The organism is Runella sp. SP2, from assembly GCF_003711225.1.
Taxonomy (GTDB): Bacteria; Bacteroidota; Bacteroidia; order Cytophagales; family Spirosomataceae; genus Runella.
In genome coordinates this window covers 1,875,804-1,898,513 of the sequence record NZ_CP031030.1, presented here as the reverse complement: position 1 = coordinate 1,898,513, position 22,710 = coordinate 1,875,804, and the positions used below count along the sequence as shown (strand labels likewise).

Below are 22,710 nucleotides of genomic sequence, written 5' to 3'. Positions count from 1 at the left end.
CGTCCGTTCTAGCTGGTTCAAACTTGTGTCAAGTTAGGTTCAAGTTCATTCCATTGCCGTTTTGCCTTATTTTTGCCCCTATGAACACAACAGCCATCCATCTACCAATTATCAAGCTCAAATCTCAAATTGAGTCACACCTACAATGGGGCGAAAGCAACGTTTGGAATAATTACGATTTTGAAAAACTCAGCGAACAGATTACTGAAAAAACAAGTGTGTCGTTGAGCGTATCAACTTTGAAGCGAGTTTTTGGAAAAGTCAGCTACAAAAGCGAGCCTTCCATGACCACCCTCAACGCCCTTGCACAGTTTTTGGACTACGAAGATTGGCGTGATTTTTTGGTCAAAAATCCAGAAAATACCGAAACTCCTCCCCCAATAATTCTCACAACACCACCCGTTTCGCTTCCACCTTTGCCTACCCCAAAAACTAATTTTTGGAATCGCCAGCGCTGGGCTTTGGTGGCACTGGTCGTTGTTTCGTTAAGCATTTTTAGTTTTTATTTTCTTTCGAGCAAACCTAAATACAATCCGAACGATTTTAGCTTTTCTTCGAAAACAATGCTCACCGAAGGATTGCCCAACTCGGTGGTATTTGACTTTGACGCGTCCAACGCCAACCCCCAAGATTCGGTATTCATTTCGCAATCGTGGGACGTGCGGCGTAAGGTATTGGTCAATAAAAACGACAAACATCATTCATCCATCTACTTTTACCCTGGGTATTTCCGAGCAAAATTGATGATTGGGAAGGAAATCATTAAAGAGCATGACATTCAAATCAAAACCGACGGCTGGCTTGGCGTCGTTGAAGCCGATTGGGGTATTGAACCTCTGTATTTTAAGCCATCTGACATCGTAAAAACCCCCATCGTTGAGATAGATAAACCCGTGTTCGACAAGTATAACGTTCCACTACACCCCACCCCGCCCAAGATTCGGCTGTTCAACCAGAAAGACCTCAAGGGTATAATGACGGATAATTTCACCTTTGAAACTGAAGTAAAAAGTGGTCTCCCCGAAGGTACCAATGCTTGCCAGAATATGACGGTGATGTTGCAAGCTAGAAACGACATTATGATGGTGCCACTCACGAGCGTTGGTTGTGTCGGCGATATTTCATTGGCGGCTTTTGGCTATTTTGTAGCAAGTGACAAGGGCGATTTAAGCGGTTTTGGCTGCAAACCCAATGATTGGACCAAGCTTAGAATTGAATGTAAACGAGGCGAAATGAAAATTTTTGTCAATAACAAAGTGGCTTACATGGCCAAAATTACGAACGCCTCTACCGAAATCGTCGGCGTTCAGTACCGCTTCAACGGCCCCTGTGCCGTGCGGAATACCTGGCTAGAGGGGAATACTGGAAAGATGGTCTTTTAACGCATTCATTTTTCATCCGTATGATTCTGAGAGACAAAATTACTCAACAAGCTGGGCAAAAAGTTGTTGAAGTGTATCCTCTGGATTTTGGCACAAGCCAGGATGCACGGGAGAAGACTGAATAATGGTACTTCGGGTTGAAGTAAGCCACCGAAACCTCTCAGCAATAGACAGTTGCCCAATACGACCACCTTCTTTTCGACCTGCACAAATACGCTCGAAAGTACGTAGCCGCTCCCTTAATTCATTGCAACAAACAGTTGACCCAAATACCTTGAGTCGGTCTTCATTGAGGAAAAACTTGGTTTGTAAAAATCCTTGCGAAGGGCAATATAAGATAACCCCAACGTTGAGAAACTCCTCACGCTCTACCCGCGGAACAAAACGGATAACGGCATACTCAAACAAGTAATTTTCTGGCATTTTGGGCTTCGTTGACAAATATTTCTGACGCAGCTAGGCGCGTTTCTAAAAATTGAATATATACTTGACGACGCTCCTCAGCAGTCATCGAATTGGAGGCATCCATAAGCCATTCATCAGGAACAAGGCTAACAATCTCTCGAATACGTTCAGGAGTAAGTTTAGCCTTAAACTCTTCATCAACAGCCTTTAATTCGGACGCTTGCGGCAACAAAACATGGTCTTTGATGGGAGTAAAAGGCCGCTTTGCCTGTTGTTCCCAATTGTCCCATGAATGATGAAAATACAAAGCCGCACCGTGGTCGATGAGCCAAAGTTCTTTGTGCCACATCAACATATTGGTGTTTCGCGACGTACGGTCAACGTTGGTGATAAGGCAGTCGAACCACACTACTTGCGAAGCTAATTTTGATTCAATGGTTGTTACCAACGCATCGTACGTAATGGCAGCCGACAAAAAATGCAAGGCCAAATTTAGTCCCACGCTGGCTTTCAATAAGTCTTGAATTTCTTCGTCGGGTTCGGCGCGGCTAAAGGCAATGTCGAGTTCGGTAAAGACAAGTTCAGGAATTTTAAACCCCAACGTACGCGCAAGTTCCCCCGCGATAAGCTCCGCGATGAGTGCTTTAGGCCCTTGCCCAGCTCCACGAAATTTCATAACGTACAAAAAACCGTCGTCGGCTTCGACAAGGGCAGGGAGCGAACCGCCTTCACGCAAGGGCGTAACATAACGCGTTACGTTGACAGTTCGGAGGGGAGAAAAAGTTGGACTCATTCGTCTTTATGCTAAACCACCTCCACAAAAATAGAAGGCAGGATTGATTGGAGCTGGAAAGTTAGGGGGTTTTTAAGACATTTGGTAGTAGTTTGTTTCCAAATCCTTGCATTTTCATCCCGACAATGTGTAGTTTTATCACTTTGATTTTCTTCCAAAAAGGCATGATGCTAGTTTTGAGCCAGAAACAAAAGAAAATGTAACCACTATGAAACCAACTCGTTTTTATTTATCCATTTTTTTCGGTTTTGGAATAGGGGTTTTTATATACAGCACCCTTTTTGGGGAGTTTTATCCCGTTTTTGAAAGCTTTTTTGATTCAAAAATACCGTCTCTACCGCTGTTTGAAAATATTGTCAGTACCACAGACTGGCTTAATGCCCTCATAAAGCCAACAGCGATTGCGGGCTTTGCCACTGTTTTTCAATGGATTGCAGATAAGACGAAGGCGCGACGACAAGAAAAAAAATAACGACGCTATTGAAGGTGTTTCACCAACTCTTCTTTTCCAATGTAACCCACATTTTTCCAAATCATTGTTTTGTTTTTATAAACAAGCACGGTAGGAAGTCCCTCGATGCTAAGCTGAGAGGCCAATTCGGCACTATCATCGGTATTGATGCGCACGACTTCCACTTTATCACCCATTTCAGTCTTAATTTCTTCTAAATAAGGAGCCATTTTTTTGCAAGGTGCACACCAATCGGCATAAAAATCAATCAAAACCAACTTTGGCGAATTAAGTGCTGCATCAAATTGGTCGCGGTTCATGCCCGCAGGCTTGGCTACACTTACGTTGGCCGTGGTTTCGGGTAGTTGTGCCGCACGCCAAGCCATCATCCCATTTTCCATTTCGAGAACGTTTTTAAAGCCAAAACTGCGCATTTTTTCGGCAGCAGCAGCACTGCGAGCGCCACTCAAACAATACACCAAAATGGGTTTATCGCGCTCAAAACCATCAATTTTATTTTCAAAACTATTGGAGTTCCAGTCAATGTTATGAGCGTTTTCGAGGTGTCCCTGAGCATACTCCTCGGGCGTTCGGACGTCCACTATTGTCAATTTAGGGTTGTCTTTGATTCTTTTGTGGGCTTCTGCGGCAGAAATTGCCCCATTTTCATTGGCTGTTGAAGTCGAATTGGTTGACGTCTGTTCGTTTGATTGTGTTCCACAGGCACTAAGAATACCCGTCAGGAAAATTGCGAGAATGAGTATGTATTTGTTTATTGAAAATAATTTTAGTGTTTTAATCCTAATGTGGCACAAAGATGAAAGCAAAAATAAAGCTGGTCAGCGACATTTGTCACATAATAAAAAAGACCTTCCAAGTTTTGAAAACTTGGAAGGTCTAGTACTCAGAAACAGAAATCTTCTATCCCGTTTTTTTACGTGCCGCCGACGATATGTCGTCAAGGGCATGAACAAGTCGGTCGAGGTCTTTGGGGGTATGATACACGTGCGGTGTTACCCGAACCCCTTTGATGTTTTCCCACTCAATGCCCGTGGTATGAATCTTGAATTTGTTATAAAGTTGCCCGTCCAATTCTGACGTTTTAAGTCCATCAACCGACACCAACGCAATGGCGCAGGCGTATTTTGGATTGGGCGAAGTGTGTATTTTTACACCAGGGATTTGACGCGCTTTGTCCGTCCAATAACGCTGTAAATAATGCGCACGAGCTTGTTTGCGGGCCGTCCCGATAGAAAGCTGGAAGTCGGCGGCCGAACCAATCGCCATTTCGGAGGCAAACGAACGCGTGCCTAAACTTTCAAATTTGCGAATATCGGGGCCATCGGGTTCATTGTTGGAAAGCAAGGCCCACACCTTAGAAATTTTATCTTTTTTGACGTACATCATGCCACTACCAAAAGGCGCACACAGCCATTTGTGGAGGCTAGTCGCGTAATAATCGCAGCCCAAATCAGGAATTTTAAAATCTAACAAAGCAAACGTATGTGCCCCATCGGCAATGACCTCGATGCCACGTTTGTGGGCTTCGTCGGCGATTTTACGAACGGGTTGAATTTGGCCTACCCAGTTGATCATGTGCGTAATGTGTACCACCTTGGTTTTGGACGTAAACGCACTCACAAATTTATCGACAAAATAAGCGTCGTTTTCTTGGGGCAAATCAAGGTTAATCCAAACCAACTTAATGCCGTCGCGCTTTTCACGCTGCTTCCAAGCATTAATCATATTGGGATAGTCTTGTTTGATCAATACCACTTCGTCGCCAGGTTTTAAATCAAGGCCAAAAATGACCGTATTTAAGCCTTCAGTGGCATTGCGGTTGATGGCAATTTCTTCGGCGTCGCAACCTGCCAAGTCCGCAAGTTTGCTGCGGAGCGCTTCACGACCTTGGTCCAAAATCCGCCACATGTAGTAGCTCGGGGCTTCGTTACAGTATTGGTAAAACCGAATGTGGGCATCCTGAACCGAACGCGGCTGCGGACAAACACCACCATTATTGAGATTAAGCAAATTAGGCGAAACGGTATATTCGGTTTTGACCCAAGCCCAAAAGTCTTCATTCTGAGCGGCTTCGAAAGGTGATAAATGCCCGATTTGGCGGTTGAGCGTCTCAAAGTTCTTAGCTTCGGCAGAGGTAAGAAAAGGAGGAAGACTGAGCGCACCAGCAGTAGCACCAAGCGAGCCCAAAAATTGACGACGGTTAAACATTCGATTGTGAGTTTTTGAAATGTAATGCGGCTTACAATACTACAAAAAACTGATTAAAAAGGCTACTGAAATCGGGCTAAAAAACAATAGAAAATATCTAAATAAAATGTCCGTTAAATAAATGCTTTGGCAAACTATACGATAAACGGTATATGATTTTCTATATTTGTGGCTAGATTTATGTCCGTTTAACCATTACTAATCATCTAACATCTCTACTCATTTATGAAACAGCTTCGTTTAACATCTGCACTTTTGGTACTTTTAATGGCTTTTGTCATTACCTCATGTAGCAAAAAAGACGAACCAGAACCTTCGATGGGCGACCAAGTCGCTGGCACATATACCCTCACCAAAGTTACGGTTAGTGGGTTTACCGCCGATATGCCGTTTACCAATCCTACTACGGGCGTAACACTTTCGGGAAAGATTGTGGCAACAAAAGTAGCTGACGACAAAGCAACGGCCATTCTTACCCTTACTGACAAAGATGCCTCAGGAAAAGTCACCGACGATGTATCTAATTTGGGTGAAGTAACCCTCAAAAAAGCAGCTACGGGCGAAATTGAAGCTTACAGCGGTACCATAAAAGTGGCTACCTATACAGGAGGTGTCCTTACCATTTCGGCAGTTGATGCTGATTTAGGTGCCATCTCTTTTGTAGGAAAGAAAAACTAATTTCCTATACTCAGCGGTTCTAGTGCTGTTGGTTACTTAGCACCAACGCATGAGGTTTCTCAAAACTGAAATAATCGAGGTTTTGAGAAACCTCCTAGTCAGATTTGAGAATCTGACTTCACACTTGATTTGAGAACCTGACTACACGATTTTTGCTTCTTACATTACTTCTTCTTTGGATGGGATTGATACCGCGCCACCTGCACGGGTAACGCAAATGGCGGATGCTTGGGTGGCTTTTTGGAGGCAAGTGTCTAAGGTTTCGCCCAATGCCCAGTTGGCCAAAAAATAACCAATAAAGGTGTCGCCTGCGGCGGTGGTATCGATGGCTTTTACTTTTTTAGCATTAATGGATTTCATTTCGGACGCATGTTGGTAGCGTGCCCCTTTTTCGCCCAACGTCAGGAGCGTAGCTGCGTTGGGAAATTGTTCGGCCATTTTTCCCAAAATACCCTCTGCCGTATTTCTCTTGGTTAGTTCTTCCCCCTCCACTTCATTGATGATAAAAACGTCAATGGTTTCCAAAGGCAATTCAAAAACACTGGCCGACATAGGGGCGGGATTAAAGAAAATTTTCATGCCGCGTTCGGAAGCCGCAAGGAGCAATTCGGGCAAAGCATTGATTTCATTTTGTACCAATAAAATGTCCCCTTTTTCAAAATTCTGGAGCACATGATGGATTTGGGCAGAATGGATAGACTGATTAGCCCCACCGTGAATGATGATGGCATTTTGACCATTGGGCTCCACCTGAATAATGGCATGGCCCGTTGGGCCGTCGGAAACTGTTAAGAAATCAACGTTTACACCCCAATCGTTCAGTTGATTTTTTATCCATACACCATCTTCTCCAATAGCCCCTGCGTGATAGACTTGCACACCAGCTTTGGCCAATGCGACACTTTGATTACAGCCTTTGCCCCCCATAAAAACTTGGTACGAAGTACTGGCGATTGTTTCGGCGGGTTTTACAAAGTGGGGAACTCCATACACATAGTCGATGTTGATAGAACCAAAATTTAAGATTTTCATATATTTTTGGAAACGTTAGTCAAAATTAAATTTGATTGATTTTGCTAACTTTACCAAATCCACATGTACATTCTCCCATGATCCACGAAAATTTACTGCTTATTGTAACCCTTTTGATGGCCGTGTCGATGCTGTCGATGCTCAGTGAAAAGCTAAAAGTTCCGTACCCCATTTTTTTGGTACTTGCGGGCTTGGTGATTAGCTTTATTCCTGGCATTCCAGTTGTTACTTTACATCCCGATATTGTTTTTCTCATTTTTTTGCCCCCAATATTATACGCGGCGGCTTGGTACACTTCATGGCGAGAGTTTTGGGCCGCACGTCGAACGATTAGCATGATGGCCTTTGGACTCGTATTTTTTACTTCCACGGCGGTTGCGCTCGTGATGAAGGTTTTAATTCCTGATTTTCCGTTGGCGCTGGGTTTTCTGTTGGGGGGCATCATTTCACCACCCGATGCAGTCGCGGCGACGTCGGTGCTACAAACCGTGAAAGTACCCAAGCGTGTCGTCACCATTTTAGAGGGTGAAAGCCTCATCAACGATGCGTCGTCATTGATTGTTTTTCGATTTGCGTTAGCTGCGGTTCTGACGGGAGAATTTACGTTTACCAACGCAGCTACCAACTTTTTTGTCGTGGCAGGGGTAGGTGTTTTGATTGGATTAGTCTTTGGTTTTGTGCTTTTTTATATCCACAAATACTTGCCTACCACGGCCAGTATTGATACTTCTTTGACCGTTATTTCTCCGTATTTGATGTACATCGTTGCCGAACATTTTCACACTTCGGGGGTGATGGCGGTAGTAAGCGGCGGGTTGTTTTTGAGCTATCGTTCGCACGAAATGTTTTCCTACAATACCCGCATTCAAGCCTATTCGGTGTGGGATGTTTTTATTTTTATCCTCAATGGATTTGTCTTTATCCTGATTGGCCTCCAGCTCCCCGCCATTTTTATGGCGCTTGAGTTGTATTCCTTGACCGAACTTGTTTTTTACGGATTAGTGATAAGTGTATTAGTGGTGCTAATAAGGCTAATGTGGGTATTTTCTGGTATGTACTTGTCGTGTTTTCTCAATAAGAGGGAACGTAAGTTGAGTTGGCGGAATGAGTTTTTGATTGCTTGGAGCGGAATGCGGGGCGTAGTTTCGTTGGCGTCTGCTTTGGCCATTCCTTTGACGCTGAAAGAAGGTATTCCTTTCCCCCACCGCGACTTACTACTTTTTATCACCTTTGTTGTGATTTTGTTTACGTTGGTATTGCAAGGGCTCAGTTTATCACCTATTATTCGTTGGTTGAAAATCAGTGAGGAAGAAAACGAAGATAAAGAACAAGAGGTAGAGATTCGACTTCGGTTGGCAGATGCCGCGCTCAATCATTTGCAAACTAACTACGTTGCAGAACTTGAAACCATTGATGCCTATATTCGTATCAAAGATCGGTACCAACGAATGTCCGAAATTGCCAATCAGAAATTATTAAAGGAAGATACCGAGAAAGCGGTGCCTCACTTTTTGCCCAAATACCGCCGTATGTTGCTGGAGTTGGTTAACGTACGCCGCCGTGAGCTTTATAAACTACGAAATGAGAAAAGCTATTCGGATGAATTGCTTCGCCGAAAAGAGCACGAATTAGACTTAGAAGAGGCCCGATTGAACGAATAAGGGCAGCCTAAAATGGGCTATTTCTACGTTGAATTTCAGCTTGGAGGTTTCTGAGTTTATTAGTGGCATTGCGACCAATCATAAAAGCCGTAATCATCAAAATGACGGGAAGGAATTTGCCATTGTGGGTCGCTGAATAAATGGCAATTCCGACCAAAAAGCCAACAAAAATCGCCATCGGGATGCGTTGCGACTTTAGCTTTTTCTCTTCGTCCCTCAATTCGTCGAGCGTTAAATGCCCATAATCTTTTGTGCCAAACGGATTTTCCATGTTTAACGTGGGTTTGTTTGGCACAAAGATAAGTAGCAGTCGTTACTGTTTGTAATAATATGCCACTTTGTACTTTTTAACGTTGGATACCCACTGTCCATTTTTTAGTTCACGGGTCGTCACTTTTACAGTTTCACCATCAGAATCTTCTTCAACTTCGCGTACTTTTCTGAGTCCTTTTCTGAAGACGACCTCGTACTCGGTTTTTAGAAGCAAACAGCAACCTGATTTGTCCTTGCAAATCAATCGTTTACGCGCGTGATCCACCTCGAACATGCCCAAGTTATCCAATACCAAATCAGTCAATTCTTCGCTTTTGACAAAACGTTGTTTCGTACTGTTGAACACATAAATGTCGTACGTTGGTGCTCCATAGCTGCCGTTGTTGCCGTTCCGAATGGCAAGGTCAATTTGATTATCAAAGTTAAAATCATCAAACTTTAGTACTTGCTGTTGGTCGTATTTTATGACATTGTTTTTACCCTTCACAATATCAAAATCAATATTTTTCGACGTAAATACTTGAGAAACACCTTTTTTAGTGCTGGACATTAACTCTATTGTCCCCTTTCCATGGCAGTTAGATTCTGTACATTTTTCAACCTTCACCTTGACTGTATAATTGTGGGGAGCTTGGGTAATTAGAAATGTATGCTGCGCCCATAACGCATTTGAGACAGTTATATATAGAAGAAAAGGAAACCACTTTGCCATTTGCGAGATGATACGAATTATACTTTCAAGTTAATTTTGGGGGTGAAAATACGTTATAATTTGCTCAGCATCAATGTTCCCAAGTCAGGGGTGTACGAATAAATGCAGGATTTAGGAGCATTTATTCTAAAACACATAGAGCAAATTAGAATAAACACATAGTAAACATAAAAGTCAGCCTAGTCAACTGCAATATATCGTACACCCAGAGTCACCCTACTTCTTCCGCTGCGCGGCCATCCATTCCATGATGGTGGTAGGACGGCCGTTGAGGCGAACGAGCGAGCCGTCGTAGTCGAGTTGGGCGTGGTTTACGTGTGAGTAAATCCACGACCAGTGGCCGTTGTAGTAATAATTGTCGCCACCAAAAAAGCCCGAAAGGTCGGTTACGTGGTCGTAGTAGCTAAAAAAAACATTTTTTGCCCCTGCCTTTTTCAGACGTTCATAAACAGGTACTACCGTCAAATCAGGCTTAGTTGTGGCGTCTTCTTTGCAGTGGATAAACCACATCGGCACATTTTTGATGCTGCTGATTTGGGCGTCGGTAATGTACTGCGATTGGTAGGCCAAGGCACTAATGTAACCCGCTGCAAAATAGGAAGGTTCTTTTAAGATCAACTTGAGCGCCATGTAGCCGCCGTTTGAGCAGCCACCCACGTAAATACGCTTGGGGTCAATGTCGGGGTGCTGGGCCACGTACGCTTTGATGAGCGCCATCAACCCTACGTTATATACGTCCTCGCCCGAGCCAGGCTGCATTACGCCCTCCTTGTTGTGCATCCACGCACCAGGGCACTGAGGCACCAATACGTAAGCGGCGTCAAAGTATTTTTGAATATCGACAGAGGCATAATTGAAAGCTTTGTTGCCAATCAGCGGAATGGTGGGGTCGGTGCCACCCTCACCACCACCGTGCAACCAAATAATCAAGGGATTTTTGGCTGACTTGTTTTTAGGGGTAAAAGCCGCGTACGACATGGTTTTGCCCGCTTCGTACTCATATTTTCCTGTCAAATCAAACTCGTCGATGCCTGAACGAAGTCTTGCTTTTTCTTTGTTCCACACCTGATTGGTTTTGGTGTTTGTAGCGGTCACTTGATAGTTAACCCACGAATTGCCTCGGCATTGGCCAGTCTGCGAGTACTGAAAAGGTGAAGAAAGAGGCATGTTGGGCGCTACGGCCAGCACGAGCGTAGCGTGCGAACCTTCTTTGATTCGATAACCTTGGGCATCGGAAATGTAGGCAAAGACCACCGTCCGATTGCCGCTTTTGAGGGCATCGGGTATCGTGGCGCAGTCCGAACTCCGCGTCACGGCAACGGTAAAATCTCTAAAATCAACATTGTTTGAGGGTGCATCCAGCGCAACAATTACTTTGCTAACCGCAGGCCCCCAATCGTAGCCCTCCACCACAAGGGTGTAGTCTTTAGAAGATTGAGCATAAGCGGGGACGCCAAAAAAAAGTGCGCACAAAAGCGCAAAACAAATGACTTTGGTAAGGTGTAGTATTTTCATGAAAGGTTAAAGATTAAGTAAACAGCCAAAGTTAGTGGAAGAGCCCAATAAATTCAACGGTAAAGAAGAATTAGGAGTTGACCGCAAAAAATCAGGAATTGACATCATTTCAAATGGTTGTATTTTACAGTACCGTAGTTTTGGGCAAACCCTATTGATTAAAAAAACTAAACCATGCAACAACGTATTTTTATTTTGTTTCTAGTCCTATTCTCGACGGCGGTATGTGCCCAAGAAAAGCCAGTCGTTTCCCCTCCCAAACCTACTCCCGTTGAGTTTTTGTTTGGCCACAATCGTCTTCAAGGACAAACGACTATTATCAAAAACTTCCCACAAAGTAAATTTGGCTTCTTTTCACTTTCCACGTTAGCGGGCGACTACTCTAACACCGATAAAACCAACAACGAACTATTTTCAAACGTACAACTAAGCTATGATGTATTCAAGGGGATACGCGTTACTATGGGGGGGACGTTTAGCTCGTTCAAGGGATTTTCACCCATTGCGGGGTTGGAGTATGTGTATGCCAATAAAAAGTTTGTGTTGGTCGCCAATCCAACGATTGATCTCAAAAAGCAGCCTACATTGGCGAATTATGCTCATCTTGAATACACACCTAAAGATAAGAAGTTCAACCTGTATGGACGTTTGCAGGGGTTATACGTCCACAATGTTGCCGCATCAACTCACGAACGCAGTGCGGCCGTGATTCGCCTTGGAGTGTCTCACAAGGGATTTTCGACGGGCTTAGGGCTGAATCAAGATTACTACGACCCCGCCAAAAACGTTAAAAGTAACGTCGGGATTTTTTTTCAGTACAAATTTATGTAGTTAAACTCGTTTTTTTGATTCAATGGTAAGGCTTAAAAACATTCTTTTAAAGTATAAAACCCCGCTATTGCACCTTTCGGCCTGGGTACTGTTTTTAATGCTACCAGATATTATTTTACTGTCGGATTTTACGGATTCTGCGCGTGAAAGCTACCATAGAAACATGTTTTACGAGCTCAATCAACTCAATAAAGTTATCAAGATTGCCTACTTTTATTTGAATACACAATTCATCATTCCACAACTGCTATATACAAGGCGATTTGTGCTTTTTATTTTGAGCCAAGTCGGTGTATTTGTTGTGATGATTCTTATTGATTATGCACTTTTTGAACTGCTTAATATACCTATACAACCACAGCTAGGGCGGGCTACCTATCACAATATTAGCTTGTTCTTATTGACGTTACTGACCAGTATCGCTTTGAAGGCTTTTTGGGATAAAATCAATGCAGACTACGCAAACAGTGAGCGCCAAAAAGAAAATTTAAAAACCGAACTTGCTTTTTTGCGCTCTCAAATCAGTCCCCATTTTTTGTTTAATGTCCTGAATAATATAGTGGCGATGGTGCGCCTCAAGAGCGAAGAATTGGAAGATACGGTGGTGCAGCTCTCGACGCTATTGCAGTATATGTTGTACGAAACCGACGAAGAAAAAGTGACGCTACACAACGAAGCAATGTACCTCGAAAGTTACATTGCGCTTCAGAGCCAACGTTTTGGTTCAAAAATTCAGATACATAAGCAACTCAAGGTCACGGAAAGCTGGCAAACGATTGAGCCGATGTTGTTGATTCCCTTTGTGGAAAATGCTTTTAAACATGGCTATGGCATGGTTGAAAACCCAGTCATTGAGATTAAGTTAGAAATAAAGAAAAATGAACTTTTATTTGAAGTAAATAATAAATACAACCCAAAAAATATCCAAAAAGACAGGGTTTCAGGTATTGGACTCGCCAATGTCAAGCGACGTTTGGAATTGCTGTACCCCAGTCAACATCGTCTAATGATTACCGAACGAGACGGTTGGTTTTTAGTTCAATTGGCATTACACCTCAAAAATAGTTTCAACGAGAATAAAAAGGCACTATGATTCATTGCATCGCCATTGACGACGAACCTCTGGCTTTACGCCTTCTTCAAGACAATATTAGCAAAGTGCCTTTTTTGCATTTAGTGGCAGCGTGTGGAGATGCGTTTGAGGCCATAAAAGTTCTTCACTCCGAAAAAATAGAGTTGATTTTTGCCGATATTCAAATGCCCGGGTTGTCAGGGTTGCAATTGGTGAATAGCCTCGAACAGCGCCCAATGGTGGTTTTTATAACTGCTTACAAACAGTACGCACTCGAAGGATTTGAACTAGCAGTGATTGATTACCTTATTAAACCTGTTCCTTTGGAGCGATTTATACGGGCTTGTCATCGAGCGAAAGAACTGCATGAGCTAAGAAATCAAAAATCAATGACTGTGGCAAATGATTACTTTTTTGTCAATGCAGACTATAGCCAAGTCAAAGTACATTTTCAGGATATTTTGTGGATTGAGGGTTTGGGGGATTATGTAAAAATTCACCTTAAAAGTTCCAACAAACCTTTGGTTGTACGTACTAGTTTCAAACATTTAGAAAGTGAGTTGCCTTTAGGACTGTTTATTCGTATTCACAAATCGTGGTTGTTGTCCATTAAGAGCATCACCGCTATCCGAAAAAATAGTGTTTTTGTGGGGGAAAAAGAATTTTCGGTGGGTGAGACGTACCGAGAAGGAGTGGAGAAGCTGATAAAAAAGGAAATGTAAAAAGGCAAATCGTTCGTGGGTGAATTTTTGAATCGTTTTATAAATCCGAGAAATTCTACATTCGAACGATTTGAGAAATTTGGCTCTATGCCTTACGTACAAACTCCGATTTGAGTCCCATCGAACCAAAGCCGTCGATTTTGCAGTCGATGTTGTGGTCGCCGTCGGTGAGGCGGATATTTTTCACTTTTGTGCCCGCTTTAATGGGTTTGGGTGCACCTTTCACGGGTAAATCTTTGATAACCACTACCGAATCACCGTTTTGAAGGACGTTTCCGTTGGCATCTAGTACTTTCAACTCACCTTCTACCACTTCTACCTCCGTATCTTCGGGGTTCCATTCGTGAAAACATTCGGGGCACACTAACATACCATCGCTTGGATAAGCGTATTCGCTACCACATTTGGGGCAAGGAGGAAATTCTGACATAGGAAGGTTTTATTTTAATTAGGCCGCAAAAGTAGGAAATTTAGCCACAAAAAGACATATAAAATACCTCCCCGCAATTTATCCTGCATTGCGTACATCGCTAAACGCAGGTAAATTGTCCATAATGTTGGTTTGGCGATGCTGCAATCCCCACTCAATCATCGTATCAATCACCCTGTGCAATTGTTCCCCCGATTCGGTGAGTTCGTATTCTACTGTAACTGGAATGGTATTATAGACCTTCCTACTGATGATGCCGTTGGCTTCCAAATCCTTCAACTCTTGAGAAAGCATCCGTGGAGTGATTTTTGAGATTTCCCGTTCGATTTCCTTAAACCGTTTTTTACCAAACAGCAACGTCCCGATGATAGGCATTTTCCACTTTCCCTGAAAGGCATTGAGCGTGTCTTGCACGGCCAAAACGTAGGAGACGGGGCATTTTTTTACATTTTCGACAGACCTTAGTGATTGTATCATGTTGATATTCAAGTTGCTATACTATATGATAGTGCTATACTTTTGTATATCGCTATACTTTCCATAGCAAAGTTAACCTACTTTTGTGACCATCAAAACAAACATTCACATAAACTTTTACATCCATGATATTAGTAACAGGCGCCACAGGACAACTCGGAGGCAGTGTAGTTGAAAATTTACTTACAAAAGTGCCCGCAAGCGAAATCGCGGTCTTGGTGCGGGATGCAGCCAAAGCCAAACACCTCGCTGCCCAAGGGGTTAGCATCCGTGTAGGTAGCTATTTTGACAAGGCATCGTTGGCATCGGCATTACAGGGCATTGAGAAAGTGCTTTTAATTTCTTCCAACGATTTTAATGACCGTTTGGGGCAACACAAAAACGTAGTGGATGCCGCCAAAAATGCGGGTGTAAAGCATATTTTATATACGGGTGTGGCAATGAAAGACATCAACGAGTCGCCCTTGAAGCCTTTGTTGGGCGACCATTTTCAGACGGAAAACTATATCAAAGAAAGCGGATTGACGTACACCTTTCTCCAAAATAGCCTTTATTTCGAGGTTGTCCCACTATTTTTGGGAGCAGGTGTCTTAGAAACGGGCGTTTTCTTCCCAGCAGGAGATGGAAAAGTAGCATTTGCGGCCCGTCAAGAATTGGGAGAAGCGACTGCCACAATTTTAACAACCGAAGGCCACGAAAACAAAACGTATCCGTTGACGGGTTCGGAAGCCTATTCATTTGCCGAAATCGCGGCGGAGCTTTCTACGTTGTCGGGTAAAAATGTACCTTACATTAATCCTGAACCAGCGGCATTTGAAGGGGCTTTGAAGCAATTTGGCTTGCCAGAAGGTATCGTGTTAATGTCGGTATTGTTTGCCGCAGCGGTGAAAAACGAAGATTTCGACCAGCCTTCACCCATCCTTGAAACTATTTTGAGCCGTAAAACAACGCCGTTGTCGGCTTTCTTGAAAGAAGCTTTTGCCTTGGAAACGGTTTAGCAGTGCCGTCGGTTGCTCATTGTAGTGCCGTCAGTTGCTCATTGTGGTGCCGTCGGTTGCTCACAACCGACGCTTGAGGTTTCTCAAAACCTCGCTTACGAAACTGATTTTTTCGCTGTGCATTCGGTTAATCATAACCGAATGCACAGCCGAGGTTTTGAGAAACCTCGGCCACAAAAGAAACCTCGGCCACGAAAGAAACCTCGGCCACGAAAGAAACCTCGGATTCATGTTTTTTAAAGAAATTACCGTTATTTTAAGGAAGAAAACCTTACTACGATGGAACGCAAGGAATTTATTCAATCACTTCTAACGCTTTCTGCCATGGGAACCTTGAGCAGTTTTAAACAATATACCGATACTTTACCCACGCAAAGCACCCGAATGCCCGTGTTGTTTACATCGCACGGCAGCCCGATGGACATCCCTTTATCGAAAGAACAACGCCCTTTTTGGAATGCGTTGTATGAATTGGGGCTTGATTTGCAGAAAAAATACGAAGTGAAAGCGGCCTTAGTAGTTTCGGCGCACTGGTGTTCGAGGGGTACGTTTGTGAATATTTCGCCCGAGCAACAGCAAATCTACGATTATTACGGTTTCCCTAAGCATTACTACGACCCCAAATACCACGCACATGGAGCGCCCGATATTGCGAAAGAGGTGACCAAAATTATTCCTTCAGTGCAAGAAACTACCGATTGGGGACTCGACCACGGCGCGTGGCCTATGCTGATGCACCTGTTTCCCAATGCCAATATTCCTGTCTTTCAGATGAGTATTAGCTACTACGAAACACCTCAGTACCACTATGAATTGGGCAAACAACTCAAATCCTTGCGCGAAAAGGGTGTTTTAATCATCGGTAGTGGCTCGTTGATTCATAATCTTCAAATTCTTGGCCCCAAAATGCGGTCGGGCGACATGACGCCATTTGGCTGGGAAGCAGAGTATGATGGATGGATAAAAAATCAGATTAGTGAACGAAACGTTTCAAACATTATCAAGTACGAAACAAGCCATAAACTAGGAAAATTGGCGGCTCCCACTCCCGACCACTTTGTGCCTGTTTTGTACAGTCTTGGTTTGATGGATCCTAAAGACGAACTACGATATTTTTATGAAGGGAAACCTAACTTGCCCGCTTTTAGTGAACGGAGTTTTGTACTGAGCTAGAAGGGATTGGGTTTTTGAGAAAGTTAAAACTAATTGGCGGGACATGGTGTCCGCCAATTAGTTTTTATACCCATTTGACTTTATGTCCCAAACAACCCAATTAGCCCATTTTATGAAACGTATCTCTTCTATTGACACCGTAAGAGGCATTGTGATGGTCATTATGGCCCTCGACCACATTCGAGATTTGATTCACATTCCCTCTCAGACCCTTGACCCTACCAACTTAACGACCACCACCGCATCCATTTTTATGACCCGATGGATTACGCATTTTTGCGCACCCATCTTTGTGTTTTTAGCAGGGACGTCGGCTTTTTTGTCTTCCCAAAAGGAAGGTAATCACTTGTTTTTAATCAAACGGGGGTTGTGGCTGGTGTTGCTAGAATTTACCATTATTACCTTTGGTATTTGGTGGGATATTCATTTCAATGTCTTTCTGTTTCAGGTCATTGCAGCCATCGGGCTTAGTTTCGTCGTACTAGGTTTGTTGCACCGAGTATCTGCTTCAACTTTGGGCGTTGTAGGTGTGGCTATTATGGTGCTTCACGGGGCATTTGCGCTCTTAACCTTGCCCGAAGGTTCGGTATTACGAACTATTTTGACGCCTATATTTTCGGTAACTGCCTTGCCATTGCCTGCTTCTAAAACGCTGATTATGGGTTATCCTCTCATTCCTTGGCTGGGCATTATGTTGGCAGGATACGGCGCTGGAAGTTATTTTAAAAAGCCCGTTGAACAACGAAAACAGATTTTTTTAAAACTGGGAGGGGCAGCCCTAGTTGCTTTTGTGGTGCTTCGTTTTGCCAATATTTTACTCGATCCGCAGCCTTGGTCGGTTCAAAAAGATAGCTTATTTACGTTCCTATCTTTCATCAATGTGACCAAATATCCACCTTCACTTCTGTATGATTTGATGACGCTGGGAACCATGTTTTTGCTTTTGTACTGCTTTGAAAGTACAGAAAACGCCCTCAGTCGTTTTTTTACTACCTACGGCAAAGTTCCGATGTTTTATTACTTATTACATTGGTACATCGTCCATTTGACCATGTTTGCCATTCTTTTTGCGCAAGGATTTGAGGTCAAAGACTTTGAATTTGGTTTCAGTTTTGGTCGCCCCAAAGCCGCCAATGGCTTGCCACTCTGGGGCGTGTATTTGGTGTGGATAGGGATTGTCGGAGCGCTGTATCCGTTGTGCCGATGGTTTGGGAAATACAAAAAAGCAAATACCCACAAAACCTGGTTACGGTATATTTAACGAAGCGAAAAGAATCTTAGCCCCGCAGGTTCAAATTTGCCACATGCCCTTTGCACATTTTGCCCCTTGCCTTTTGCTCCTTGCCCTCACGGCAATTGGTAACGTTGAAAGAATTCCCAAATGACATCATTGGCGTTGATGGCGGTGGAAGGGTCATCGGCGGCGACGCGACTTTTGACACCCCCAGGCCAGGAATGTCCCCCGTCGTTGGTAAAATAAAACTCAATGGTGCTATTGGTACAATTATTCCATTTAGTGAGCGTATAGTTGGGAAAAATGCTGACCGTTTTGCTAGTTGAAGCGCAACCGTCATTTTTTACCCAAGTCGCAAGACCGTCGGCGACGGGCGGGAAGTAATACCCAAAAATTCCCGTGCCACCTTCGTAGGGGACTTTGGCGTCTAGCTTGGAATGAATGTGCAAAATCGGAACGGGGCGGGTAGGTTGGCAAGCAGTCGTCACTGCATACGTCCCTGCCACGGGAGCAATGGCAGCAATTTTGGTGGAAAGCTCACAAGCAAGGCGGTAACACATCATGGCACCGTTGGACATACCTGTTGCATAGACTTTTTTGGGGTTGATGTTGGGATATTTTTTTATCAATTCATCAATCAAAACGCGGATGAATTTAACGTCGTCGATGTTTTGCTCTACGGCGTAGTCGCAGCACGTGCCAGCATTCCACGTACGAGCACCCAAAATCCCGTCACTCTGTACGCCATCAGGATAGACAATGGCAAATTGAGCGGCGTTGGCTTTTTCCGTCAATAAATAATCACTTTCCATCTGCGAGCCTTTTCCACCTCCCCCGTGAAGTGCAATGACTAACGGAACGTCGTTGGATTGGTCGTAATTGGGAGGAAGATTAATTAAATAAAAGCGGTTTCGGCCATCTACGGTCAATGTCCCTTCGGTGCGACGAAGGGTAGGCTCAGCGGGCTGTGTGGGCTGGCAACTAAGGGCAAAAACGAGAGAAATCCCCAAAATAATAGATAAAGTTTTCATGGAAGTTGAAAGACTGTTTAATGGTGAAGGTGTTGCGGGTTAGATGTGAAGACAAGCTGAAAGTTTAAACTGTGCCCCTAAAAAAGCTACTGACATAGGGCTGTCATACGCTGTCCCGACCTTTGTGTTGTTCAAAAAACAAAAAGAAAGTTTACCAAAAAAACACAACAACCATGAAAACATTACTTAATTTATTGCTGGCCGAATTAGAAGATGAAAGTATCGGTACTCGCAAAATGTTGGCACTTGTTCCTGCCGACAAAGGCGACTGGAAACCACACGCTAAGAGTATGCCCTTGAAGGAATTGGGAGAACACGTAGCGGATTTACCAACGTGGATAACATTGGCTTTCACTACAGACGAATTGGATTTTGCCAAAAACCCCTACAACCCACATCATTGCAATGGCGGTGAAGAACTCGTTGCCTATTTTGATAAAAACTTGGCAGAAGCAAAAGCTCATTTTGCCCAAAATGAAGATGCCATGCTTGAAGAGCGTTGGCAGTTAAAAAATGGCGATGTGGTATATATGGACATCAGTAAGTACGAAACCATTCGTCATACTTTTGGCCAAATGATTCACCACCGTGCGCAGTTGGGCGTCTATCTTCGTTTGCTTAATATTCCGATTCCAGGCGTCTATGGCCCAAGTGCCGACGAGATGGGCGCGTAGTTCAACTATTTTTGCCAAACTGTTGAATCTTTCAAATTCCTCCCTACTTTTGTGTTCATATTTCATGCACGGGGTGCTGTAAAAAGCTGAGATGATACCCGAGAACCTGAACTGGTTAGTACCAGCGTAGGAATGCAGGAGACAAAAGACGTAGGAGAAGTAACCCACAATAAGCGGGGTTTATTCATACTTGTTTTGAAACCTCATTTCGAGCATTCGGTGCAGAAATGAGGTTTTATTTTTTAATCCAACTCGTATGAATGAAGAACTTCAATTGAGCGAAAAAAGTCTTGTCAATCCTCCGCTGCGCAACTGGCAAGGCCGCAAAGAATGGTTTTTTAACCGCGAACACACCGACACCTACGAACTTTGGTACGAAGGTCGCTACAAGCGTGCCGAAGTTTGGCAAAAGAAAATAATGGGGCGGTTTGTCACCTCCGACCCACGCATCAAAACCTTGCTCGAATTTGGCTGCGGAACGGGGCGTTTTACCCGTTGGTGGAAAGAAATTGGTATTGAAGCCGCAGGGGGTGACATTTCGCCCTTTATGCTCGGGCAAGCTGTACACCTTTTTGGGGGAAATTTGGTGTGGGCCGACTCCCATTTTATGCCCTTCAAAAACCACACCTTCGATTGCCTCGCATTTATCACGACTTTTGAATACTACCGCGACCCCGTGCAGGTAATCCGTGAAGCGGCGCGCGTGGCCAAATACGGGATTGCGTTTGGCATGATGAACCGCAATTCGCCCAAAGTTGTCCGCCGACGGGTGCAAGAAGCTTTTGGCAAAAATCCCTTTTACGTTACAGCAACGTTTTACACCCCTACCCTGCTTACCAAAAAAATCCACGAGGCCCTTGAAGGCAGAAGCTACAGCATCGAATGGCAAGCTACGGGGCTTCCTGAGTGGTTTCCTGTGCAAGAATGGCACGTTCCGTACGGTGATTTCTTCGGTTTATTTGTCAAATTCAATGATGTATAATGATGGAAAACGCGGGCAAAATCAACGAAGAATATTTCAAACAAGTCATTTTACCCAACAGTGGTTTTCGGAGAAAAGAAGTGCTCGTGGGGCCAAATTTTGGGGTGGACGTGGCATTGATTGATTTGCTAGACGGCCGAGCAATAGCGCTTACGAGCGACCCCCTCAGCCTTATCCCGACCTTGGGACTACAAGAATCGGCGTGGTTGTCGGTGCATTTGATGGCCAATGACATTGCCACGACGAGTTTTTCGCCCCAGTACTTGCAAACAGTGTTGAACCTCCCTACCAGCATTACCGACGCTCAGTTTCAAGAATATTGGCAGCACATCGACCACTTTTGCCAGCAAATTGGCGTGGCCATTACGGGAGGCCATACGGGGAGTATTGAAGGACAAAACTCGACCATTTCGGGCGGTGGAACGATGATAACGATTGCTCCTAAAGATAAAATATTGGCCTCCAACAACGCGCAAGTAGGAGATTTGATTGTGATGACCAAACAGTGCGCGATGTCGTCGGTGGCGATTTTAGCCTTGTCTTTCCCCGAAACGGTTAAACATCGATTGGGCACAGAAATAGCCCTGGAAGCCAGCGAATTGTTTTACCAAACCTCGGTTCTGAAAGAAGCGGAAATAGTTCGACAACTCAATGAAAAACAGCGAGTTGTCAACGCCATGCACGACGTCACCGAGGGAGGAGTGCTGGGAGCAGTGTTTGAAATGTCGGTAGCGAGTGGGCTTGGGGTGGAGGTGGACGATGAAAAAATTCCTCGAACTGCTGTAGAAAAAGGCGTTTGCGACCTGTTTGGGCTTGACCCACGCTATTGTATTGGTGCAGGGTCGATGATTCTCTCGGTAAACCCTGCGCATGAGCAGACGTTAGTTCATACTTTGGCAGAACAGGGGCTACCCGCAACCGTCATCGGGAAATTTGTGGAATCGTCTGATGGGCATGTTATCATCGAGGACGGCCAAAGAAAACCTTTGCCTTATTTTGAAACAGACCCGTATTGGGCAGCTTTTTTTGGGGCATTTAAAAAAGGCTGGAAATGAAAAAAAGCATCTATCTAATCGCCGACCCAAGCCTCGAAACACCGCTTTTGCTCCAAAAAATTGAGCAAGCGCTGCGAGGAGGCCTGTTTGCTGTACAGCTTTGGAACCATTGGCGGGGTATAGCTAACCCCTTGTCTGTGATTCAGCAAGTGCACGAATTGACCCGAGCAGCTCATGTGCCTTTGTTTTTGAATGAAGGATTGGCGTATCTAAAATGGAGGTGTTTCGAGGGAATTCACCTTGATAAACCCAACGAAAAACTACCAGCCTTAAAAAAACAGCGCCCCGATTTACTGTGGGGAATGACCTGTTCGAACCGCGTTGAAGAATTACAATGGGCTCAACGACATTCTCTTGATTATATTTCTTATTGCTCCGTTTTTCCGTCCAAAACAAGTACAAGTTGCGAGCTAGTCACTCCCGAAACCATCCAAAATACCCGTCAATTTTACCAAGGAAAGGTATTTTTGGCAGGGGGAATCAATGAGTTAACCTTGCCGAGCTTGCAATCTTTGCCCTTCGATGGAATCGCCTTGGTTTCGGCCATTATGGGGACGTCTAACCCTGCCGAAGCTGTTTTAATCTATTCCCAACGTTTAAATCAATCCACGTATGAACAAGAGTTTTTTAAATAAACTGTGTTGCCCTTTTGATAAAAGCGACCTTCATTTACAAGTTTTTACTGAAAAAGAACCAGACCTTATTCACGAAGGATTACTGACTTGCCCAACTTGTAACCGACTGTATCCCATTATCCACGGGGTTCCTATCATGATTCCTGACAATTATCGCGAAGCACAATTAGAACAACCTTTTTTTGTAAAATGGGAAAGTCAATTGAGCTTCGAAGCCAAAGAAAAAGCAAGACTGCAACTCAAGGATTCGCTTTCATTGTAACGT

Annotated in this window: 25 protein-coding genes and 1 riboswitch; of the genes, 14 read left to right on the top strand and 11 right to left on the bottom strand. The window is 44.0% G+C overall.

Annotated elements, in window-relative coordinates; all coding sequences use genetic code 11:
• The first annotated feature begins 80 nt into the window (after positions 1-80).
• On the top strand, positions 81-1,382 hold the full coding sequence (locus tag DTQ70_RS08040) for a hypothetical protein (protein ID WP_122930333.1): 1,302 nt from the start codon (positions 81-83) through the stop codon (positions 1,380-1,382).
• Positions 1,383-1,421: 39 nt separating this feature from the next.
• On the opposite strand, the gene DTQ70_RS08035 is transcribed toward DTQ70_RS08040, so the two are convergent.
• The 4 genes from DTQ70_RS08035 to DTQ70_RS08015 all read right to left on the bottom strand — a co-directional run bounded on the left by DTQ70_RS08035 (position 1,422) and on the right by DTQ70_RS08015 (position 5,260).
• On the bottom strand, positions 1,422-1,805 hold the full coding sequence (locus DTQ70_RS08035) for a DUF3037 domain-containing protein (protein ID WP_122930332.1): 384 nt from the start codon (positions 1,803-1,805) through the stop codon (positions 1,422-1,424).
• Positions 1,783-2,580: a HipA family kinase gene (locus tag DTQ70_RS08030; RefSeq protein WP_122930331.1), complete on the bottom strand. Its 798-nt coding sequence runs from the start codon at positions 2,578-2,580 to the stop codon at positions 1,783-1,785. The genes DTQ70_RS08035 and DTQ70_RS08030 overlap by 23 nt, the downstream gene beginning before the upstream one ends.
• Positions 2,581-3,057: 477 nt before the next feature.
• Positions 3,058-3,858 carry a thioredoxin domain-containing protein gene (locus DTQ70_RS08020; protein WP_229600093.1) on the bottom strand — a complete coding sequence of 267 codons (801 nt, stop codon included), beginning with the start codon at positions 3,856-3,858 and terminating at the stop codon, positions 3,058-3,060.
• Positions 3,859-3,952: 94 nt separating this feature from the next.
• The gene (locus DTQ70_RS08015; RefSeq protein ID WP_122930329.1) at positions 3,953-5,260 is read right to left on the bottom strand and encodes an aminotransferase class V-fold PLP-dependent enzyme; all 1,308 of its coding nucleotides are present in this window, start codon (positions 5,258-5,260) and stop codon (positions 3,953-3,955) included.
• Between the two features lie 225 nt (positions 5,261-5,485).
• Between DTQ70_RS08015 and DTQ70_RS08010 the strand changes: the two genes are divergently transcribed.
• Positions 5,486-5,938, top strand: a complete 453-nt coding sequence (locus DTQ70_RS08010) for a hypothetical protein (RefSeq protein ID WP_122930328.1) — start codon at positions 5,486-5,488, stop codon at positions 5,936-5,938.
• 159 nt (positions 5,939-6,097) lie between these two features.
• Here DTQ70_RS08010 and DTQ70_RS08005 read toward each other — a convergent pair whose 3' ends face one another.
• Entirely contained in the window at positions 6,098-6,970 is an 873-nt protein-coding gene (locus tag DTQ70_RS08005) for a ribokinase (protein WP_122930327.1), read from the bottom strand.
• Between the two features lie 77 nt (positions 6,971-7,047).
• On the opposite strand from DTQ70_RS08005, the gene DTQ70_RS08000 reads away from it, so the two are divergent.
• Entirely contained in the window at positions 7,048-8,631 is a 1,584-nt protein-coding gene (locus tag DTQ70_RS08000) for a Na+/H+ antiporter (RefSeq protein WP_122930326.1), read from the top strand.
• Between the two features lie 7 nt (positions 8,632-8,638).
• Here DTQ70_RS08000 and DTQ70_RS07995 read toward each other — a convergent pair whose 3' ends face one another.
• The 3 genes from DTQ70_RS07995 to DTQ70_RS07985 all read right to left on the bottom strand — a co-directional run bounded on the left by DTQ70_RS07995 (position 8,639) and on the right by DTQ70_RS07985 (position 11,131).
• On the bottom strand, positions 8,639-8,902 hold the full coding sequence (locus tag DTQ70_RS07995; protein ID WP_122930325.1) for a hypothetical protein: 264 nt from the start codon (positions 8,900-8,902) through the stop codon (positions 8,639-8,641).
• Positions 8,903-8,944: 42 nt separating this feature from the next.
• On the bottom strand, positions 8,945-9,454 hold the full coding sequence (locus DTQ70_RS07990; RefSeq protein ID WP_122930324.1) for an XAC2610-related protein: 510 nt from the start codon (positions 9,452-9,454) through the stop codon (positions 8,945-8,947).
• A 378-nt stretch (positions 9,455-9,832) separates the two neighbouring features.
• On the bottom strand, positions 9,833-11,131 hold the full coding sequence (locus DTQ70_RS07985; protein WP_122930323.1) for a prolyl oligopeptidase family serine peptidase: 1,299 nt from the start codon (positions 11,129-11,131) through the stop codon (positions 9,833-9,835).
• Between the two features lie 174 nt (positions 11,132-11,305).
• Here DTQ70_RS07985 and DTQ70_RS07980 point away from each other — a divergent pair, with 174 nt between their 5' ends.
• The 3 genes from DTQ70_RS07980 (at position 11,306) to DTQ70_RS07970 (ending at position 13,756) form a co-directional block, all read left to right on the top strand.
• A complete protein-coding gene (locus DTQ70_RS07980; RefSeq protein ID WP_122930322.1) occupies positions 11,306-11,962 on the top strand; it encodes a hypothetical protein in 657 nt (218 codons plus the stop codon).
• A gap of 163 nt (positions 11,963-12,125) precedes the next feature.
• On the top strand, positions 12,126-13,055 hold the full coding sequence (locus DTQ70_RS07975) for a sensor histidine kinase (RefSeq protein ID WP_164489921.1): 930 nt from the start codon (positions 12,126-12,128) through the stop codon (positions 13,053-13,055).
• Positions 13,052-13,756 (top strand): LytTR family DNA-binding domain-containing protein, encoded by a 705-nt coding sequence (locus DTQ70_RS07970; RefSeq protein ID WP_122930320.1) that lies wholly within the window; start codon positions 13,052-13,054, stop codon positions 13,754-13,756. Before DTQ70_RS07975 ends, DTQ70_RS07970 begins: the two co-directional genes overlap by 4 nt.
• 85 nt (positions 13,757-13,841) lie before the next feature.
• Here DTQ70_RS07970 and DTQ70_RS07965 read toward each other — a convergent pair whose 3' ends face one another.
• On the bottom strand, positions 13,842-14,186 hold the full coding sequence (locus tag DTQ70_RS07965; RefSeq protein WP_122930319.1) for a zinc ribbon domain-containing protein YjdM: 345 nt from the start codon (positions 14,184-14,186) through the stop codon (positions 13,842-13,844).
• A 78-nt stretch (positions 14,187-14,264) separates the two neighbouring features.
• Positions 14,265-14,663 carry a helix-turn-helix domain-containing protein gene (locus DTQ70_RS07960; RefSeq protein ID WP_122930318.1) on the bottom strand — a complete coding sequence of 133 codons (399 nt, stop codon included), beginning with the start codon at positions 14,661-14,663 and terminating at the stop codon, positions 14,265-14,267.
• A 125-nt stretch (positions 14,664-14,788) separates the two neighbouring features.
• On the opposite strand from DTQ70_RS07960, the gene DTQ70_RS07955 reads away from it, so the two are divergent.
• From DTQ70_RS07955 to DTQ70_RS07945, 3 genes are all read left to right on the top strand, one after another.
• Positions 14,789-15,661, top strand: a complete 873-nt coding sequence (locus DTQ70_RS07955; RefSeq protein WP_122930317.1) for an SDR family oxidoreductase — start codon at positions 14,789-14,791, stop codon at positions 15,659-15,661.
• Positions 15,662-15,940: 279 nt separating this feature from the next.
• A complete protein-coding gene (locus DTQ70_RS07950; protein ID WP_122930316.1) occupies positions 15,941-16,834 on the top strand; it encodes a dioxygenase in 894 nt (297 codons plus the stop codon).
• A gap of 112 nt (positions 16,835-16,946) precedes the next feature.
• Positions 16,947-18,095 carry a DUF1624 domain-containing protein gene (locus tag DTQ70_RS07945; RefSeq protein ID WP_122934309.1) on the top strand — a complete coding sequence of 383 codons (1,149 nt, stop codon included), beginning with the start codon at positions 16,947-16,949 and terminating at the stop codon, positions 18,093-18,095.
• Positions 18,096-18,181: 86 nt separating this feature from the next.
• Here the strand turns inward: DTQ70_RS07945 and DTQ70_RS07940 are convergent, their stop codons facing one another.
• The gene (locus tag DTQ70_RS07940; RefSeq protein ID WP_122930315.1) at positions 18,182-19,099 is read right to left on the bottom strand and encodes a PHB depolymerase family esterase; all 918 of its coding nucleotides are present in this window, start codon (positions 19,097-19,099) and stop codon (positions 18,182-18,184) included.
• Positions 19,100-19,272: 173 nt separating this feature from the next.
• On the opposite strand from DTQ70_RS07940, the gene DTQ70_RS07935 reads away from it, so the two are divergent.
• From DTQ70_RS07935 to DTQ70_RS07915, 5 genes are all read left to right on the top strand, one after another.
• Positions 19,273-19,773 carry a DinB family protein gene (locus DTQ70_RS07935; protein ID WP_122930314.1) on the top strand — a complete coding sequence of 167 codons (501 nt, stop codon included), beginning with the start codon at positions 19,273-19,275 and terminating at the stop codon, positions 19,771-19,773.
• A 59-nt stretch (positions 19,774-19,832) separates the two neighbouring features.
• Positions 19,833-19,923: riboswitch (TPP riboswitch) on the top strand.
• A 106-nt stretch (positions 19,924-20,029) separates the two neighbouring features.
• A complete protein-coding gene (locus DTQ70_RS07930) occupies positions 20,030-20,755 on the top strand; it encodes a class I SAM-dependent methyltransferase (protein ID WP_122930313.1) in 726 nt (241 codons plus the stop codon).
• Entirely contained in the window at positions 20,755-21,810 is a 1,056-nt protein-coding gene (locus DTQ70_RS07925) for an AIR synthase family protein (protein ID WP_122930312.1), read from the top strand. The genes DTQ70_RS07930 and DTQ70_RS07925 overlap by 1 nt, the downstream gene beginning before the upstream one ends.
• Positions 21,807-22,445 (top strand): thiamine phosphate synthase, encoded by a 639-nt coding sequence (locus DTQ70_RS07920; protein WP_122930311.1) that lies wholly within the window; start codon positions 21,807-21,809, stop codon positions 22,443-22,445. Before DTQ70_RS07925 ends, DTQ70_RS07920 begins: the two co-directional genes overlap by 4 nt.
• Positions 22,423-22,707 (top strand): Trm112 family protein, encoded by a 285-nt coding sequence (locus DTQ70_RS07915; protein WP_122930310.1) that lies wholly within the window; start codon positions 22,423-22,425, stop codon positions 22,705-22,707. The genes DTQ70_RS07920 and DTQ70_RS07915 overlap by 23 nt, the downstream gene beginning before the upstream one ends.
• Positions 22,708-22,710 lie beyond the last annotated feature (3 nt).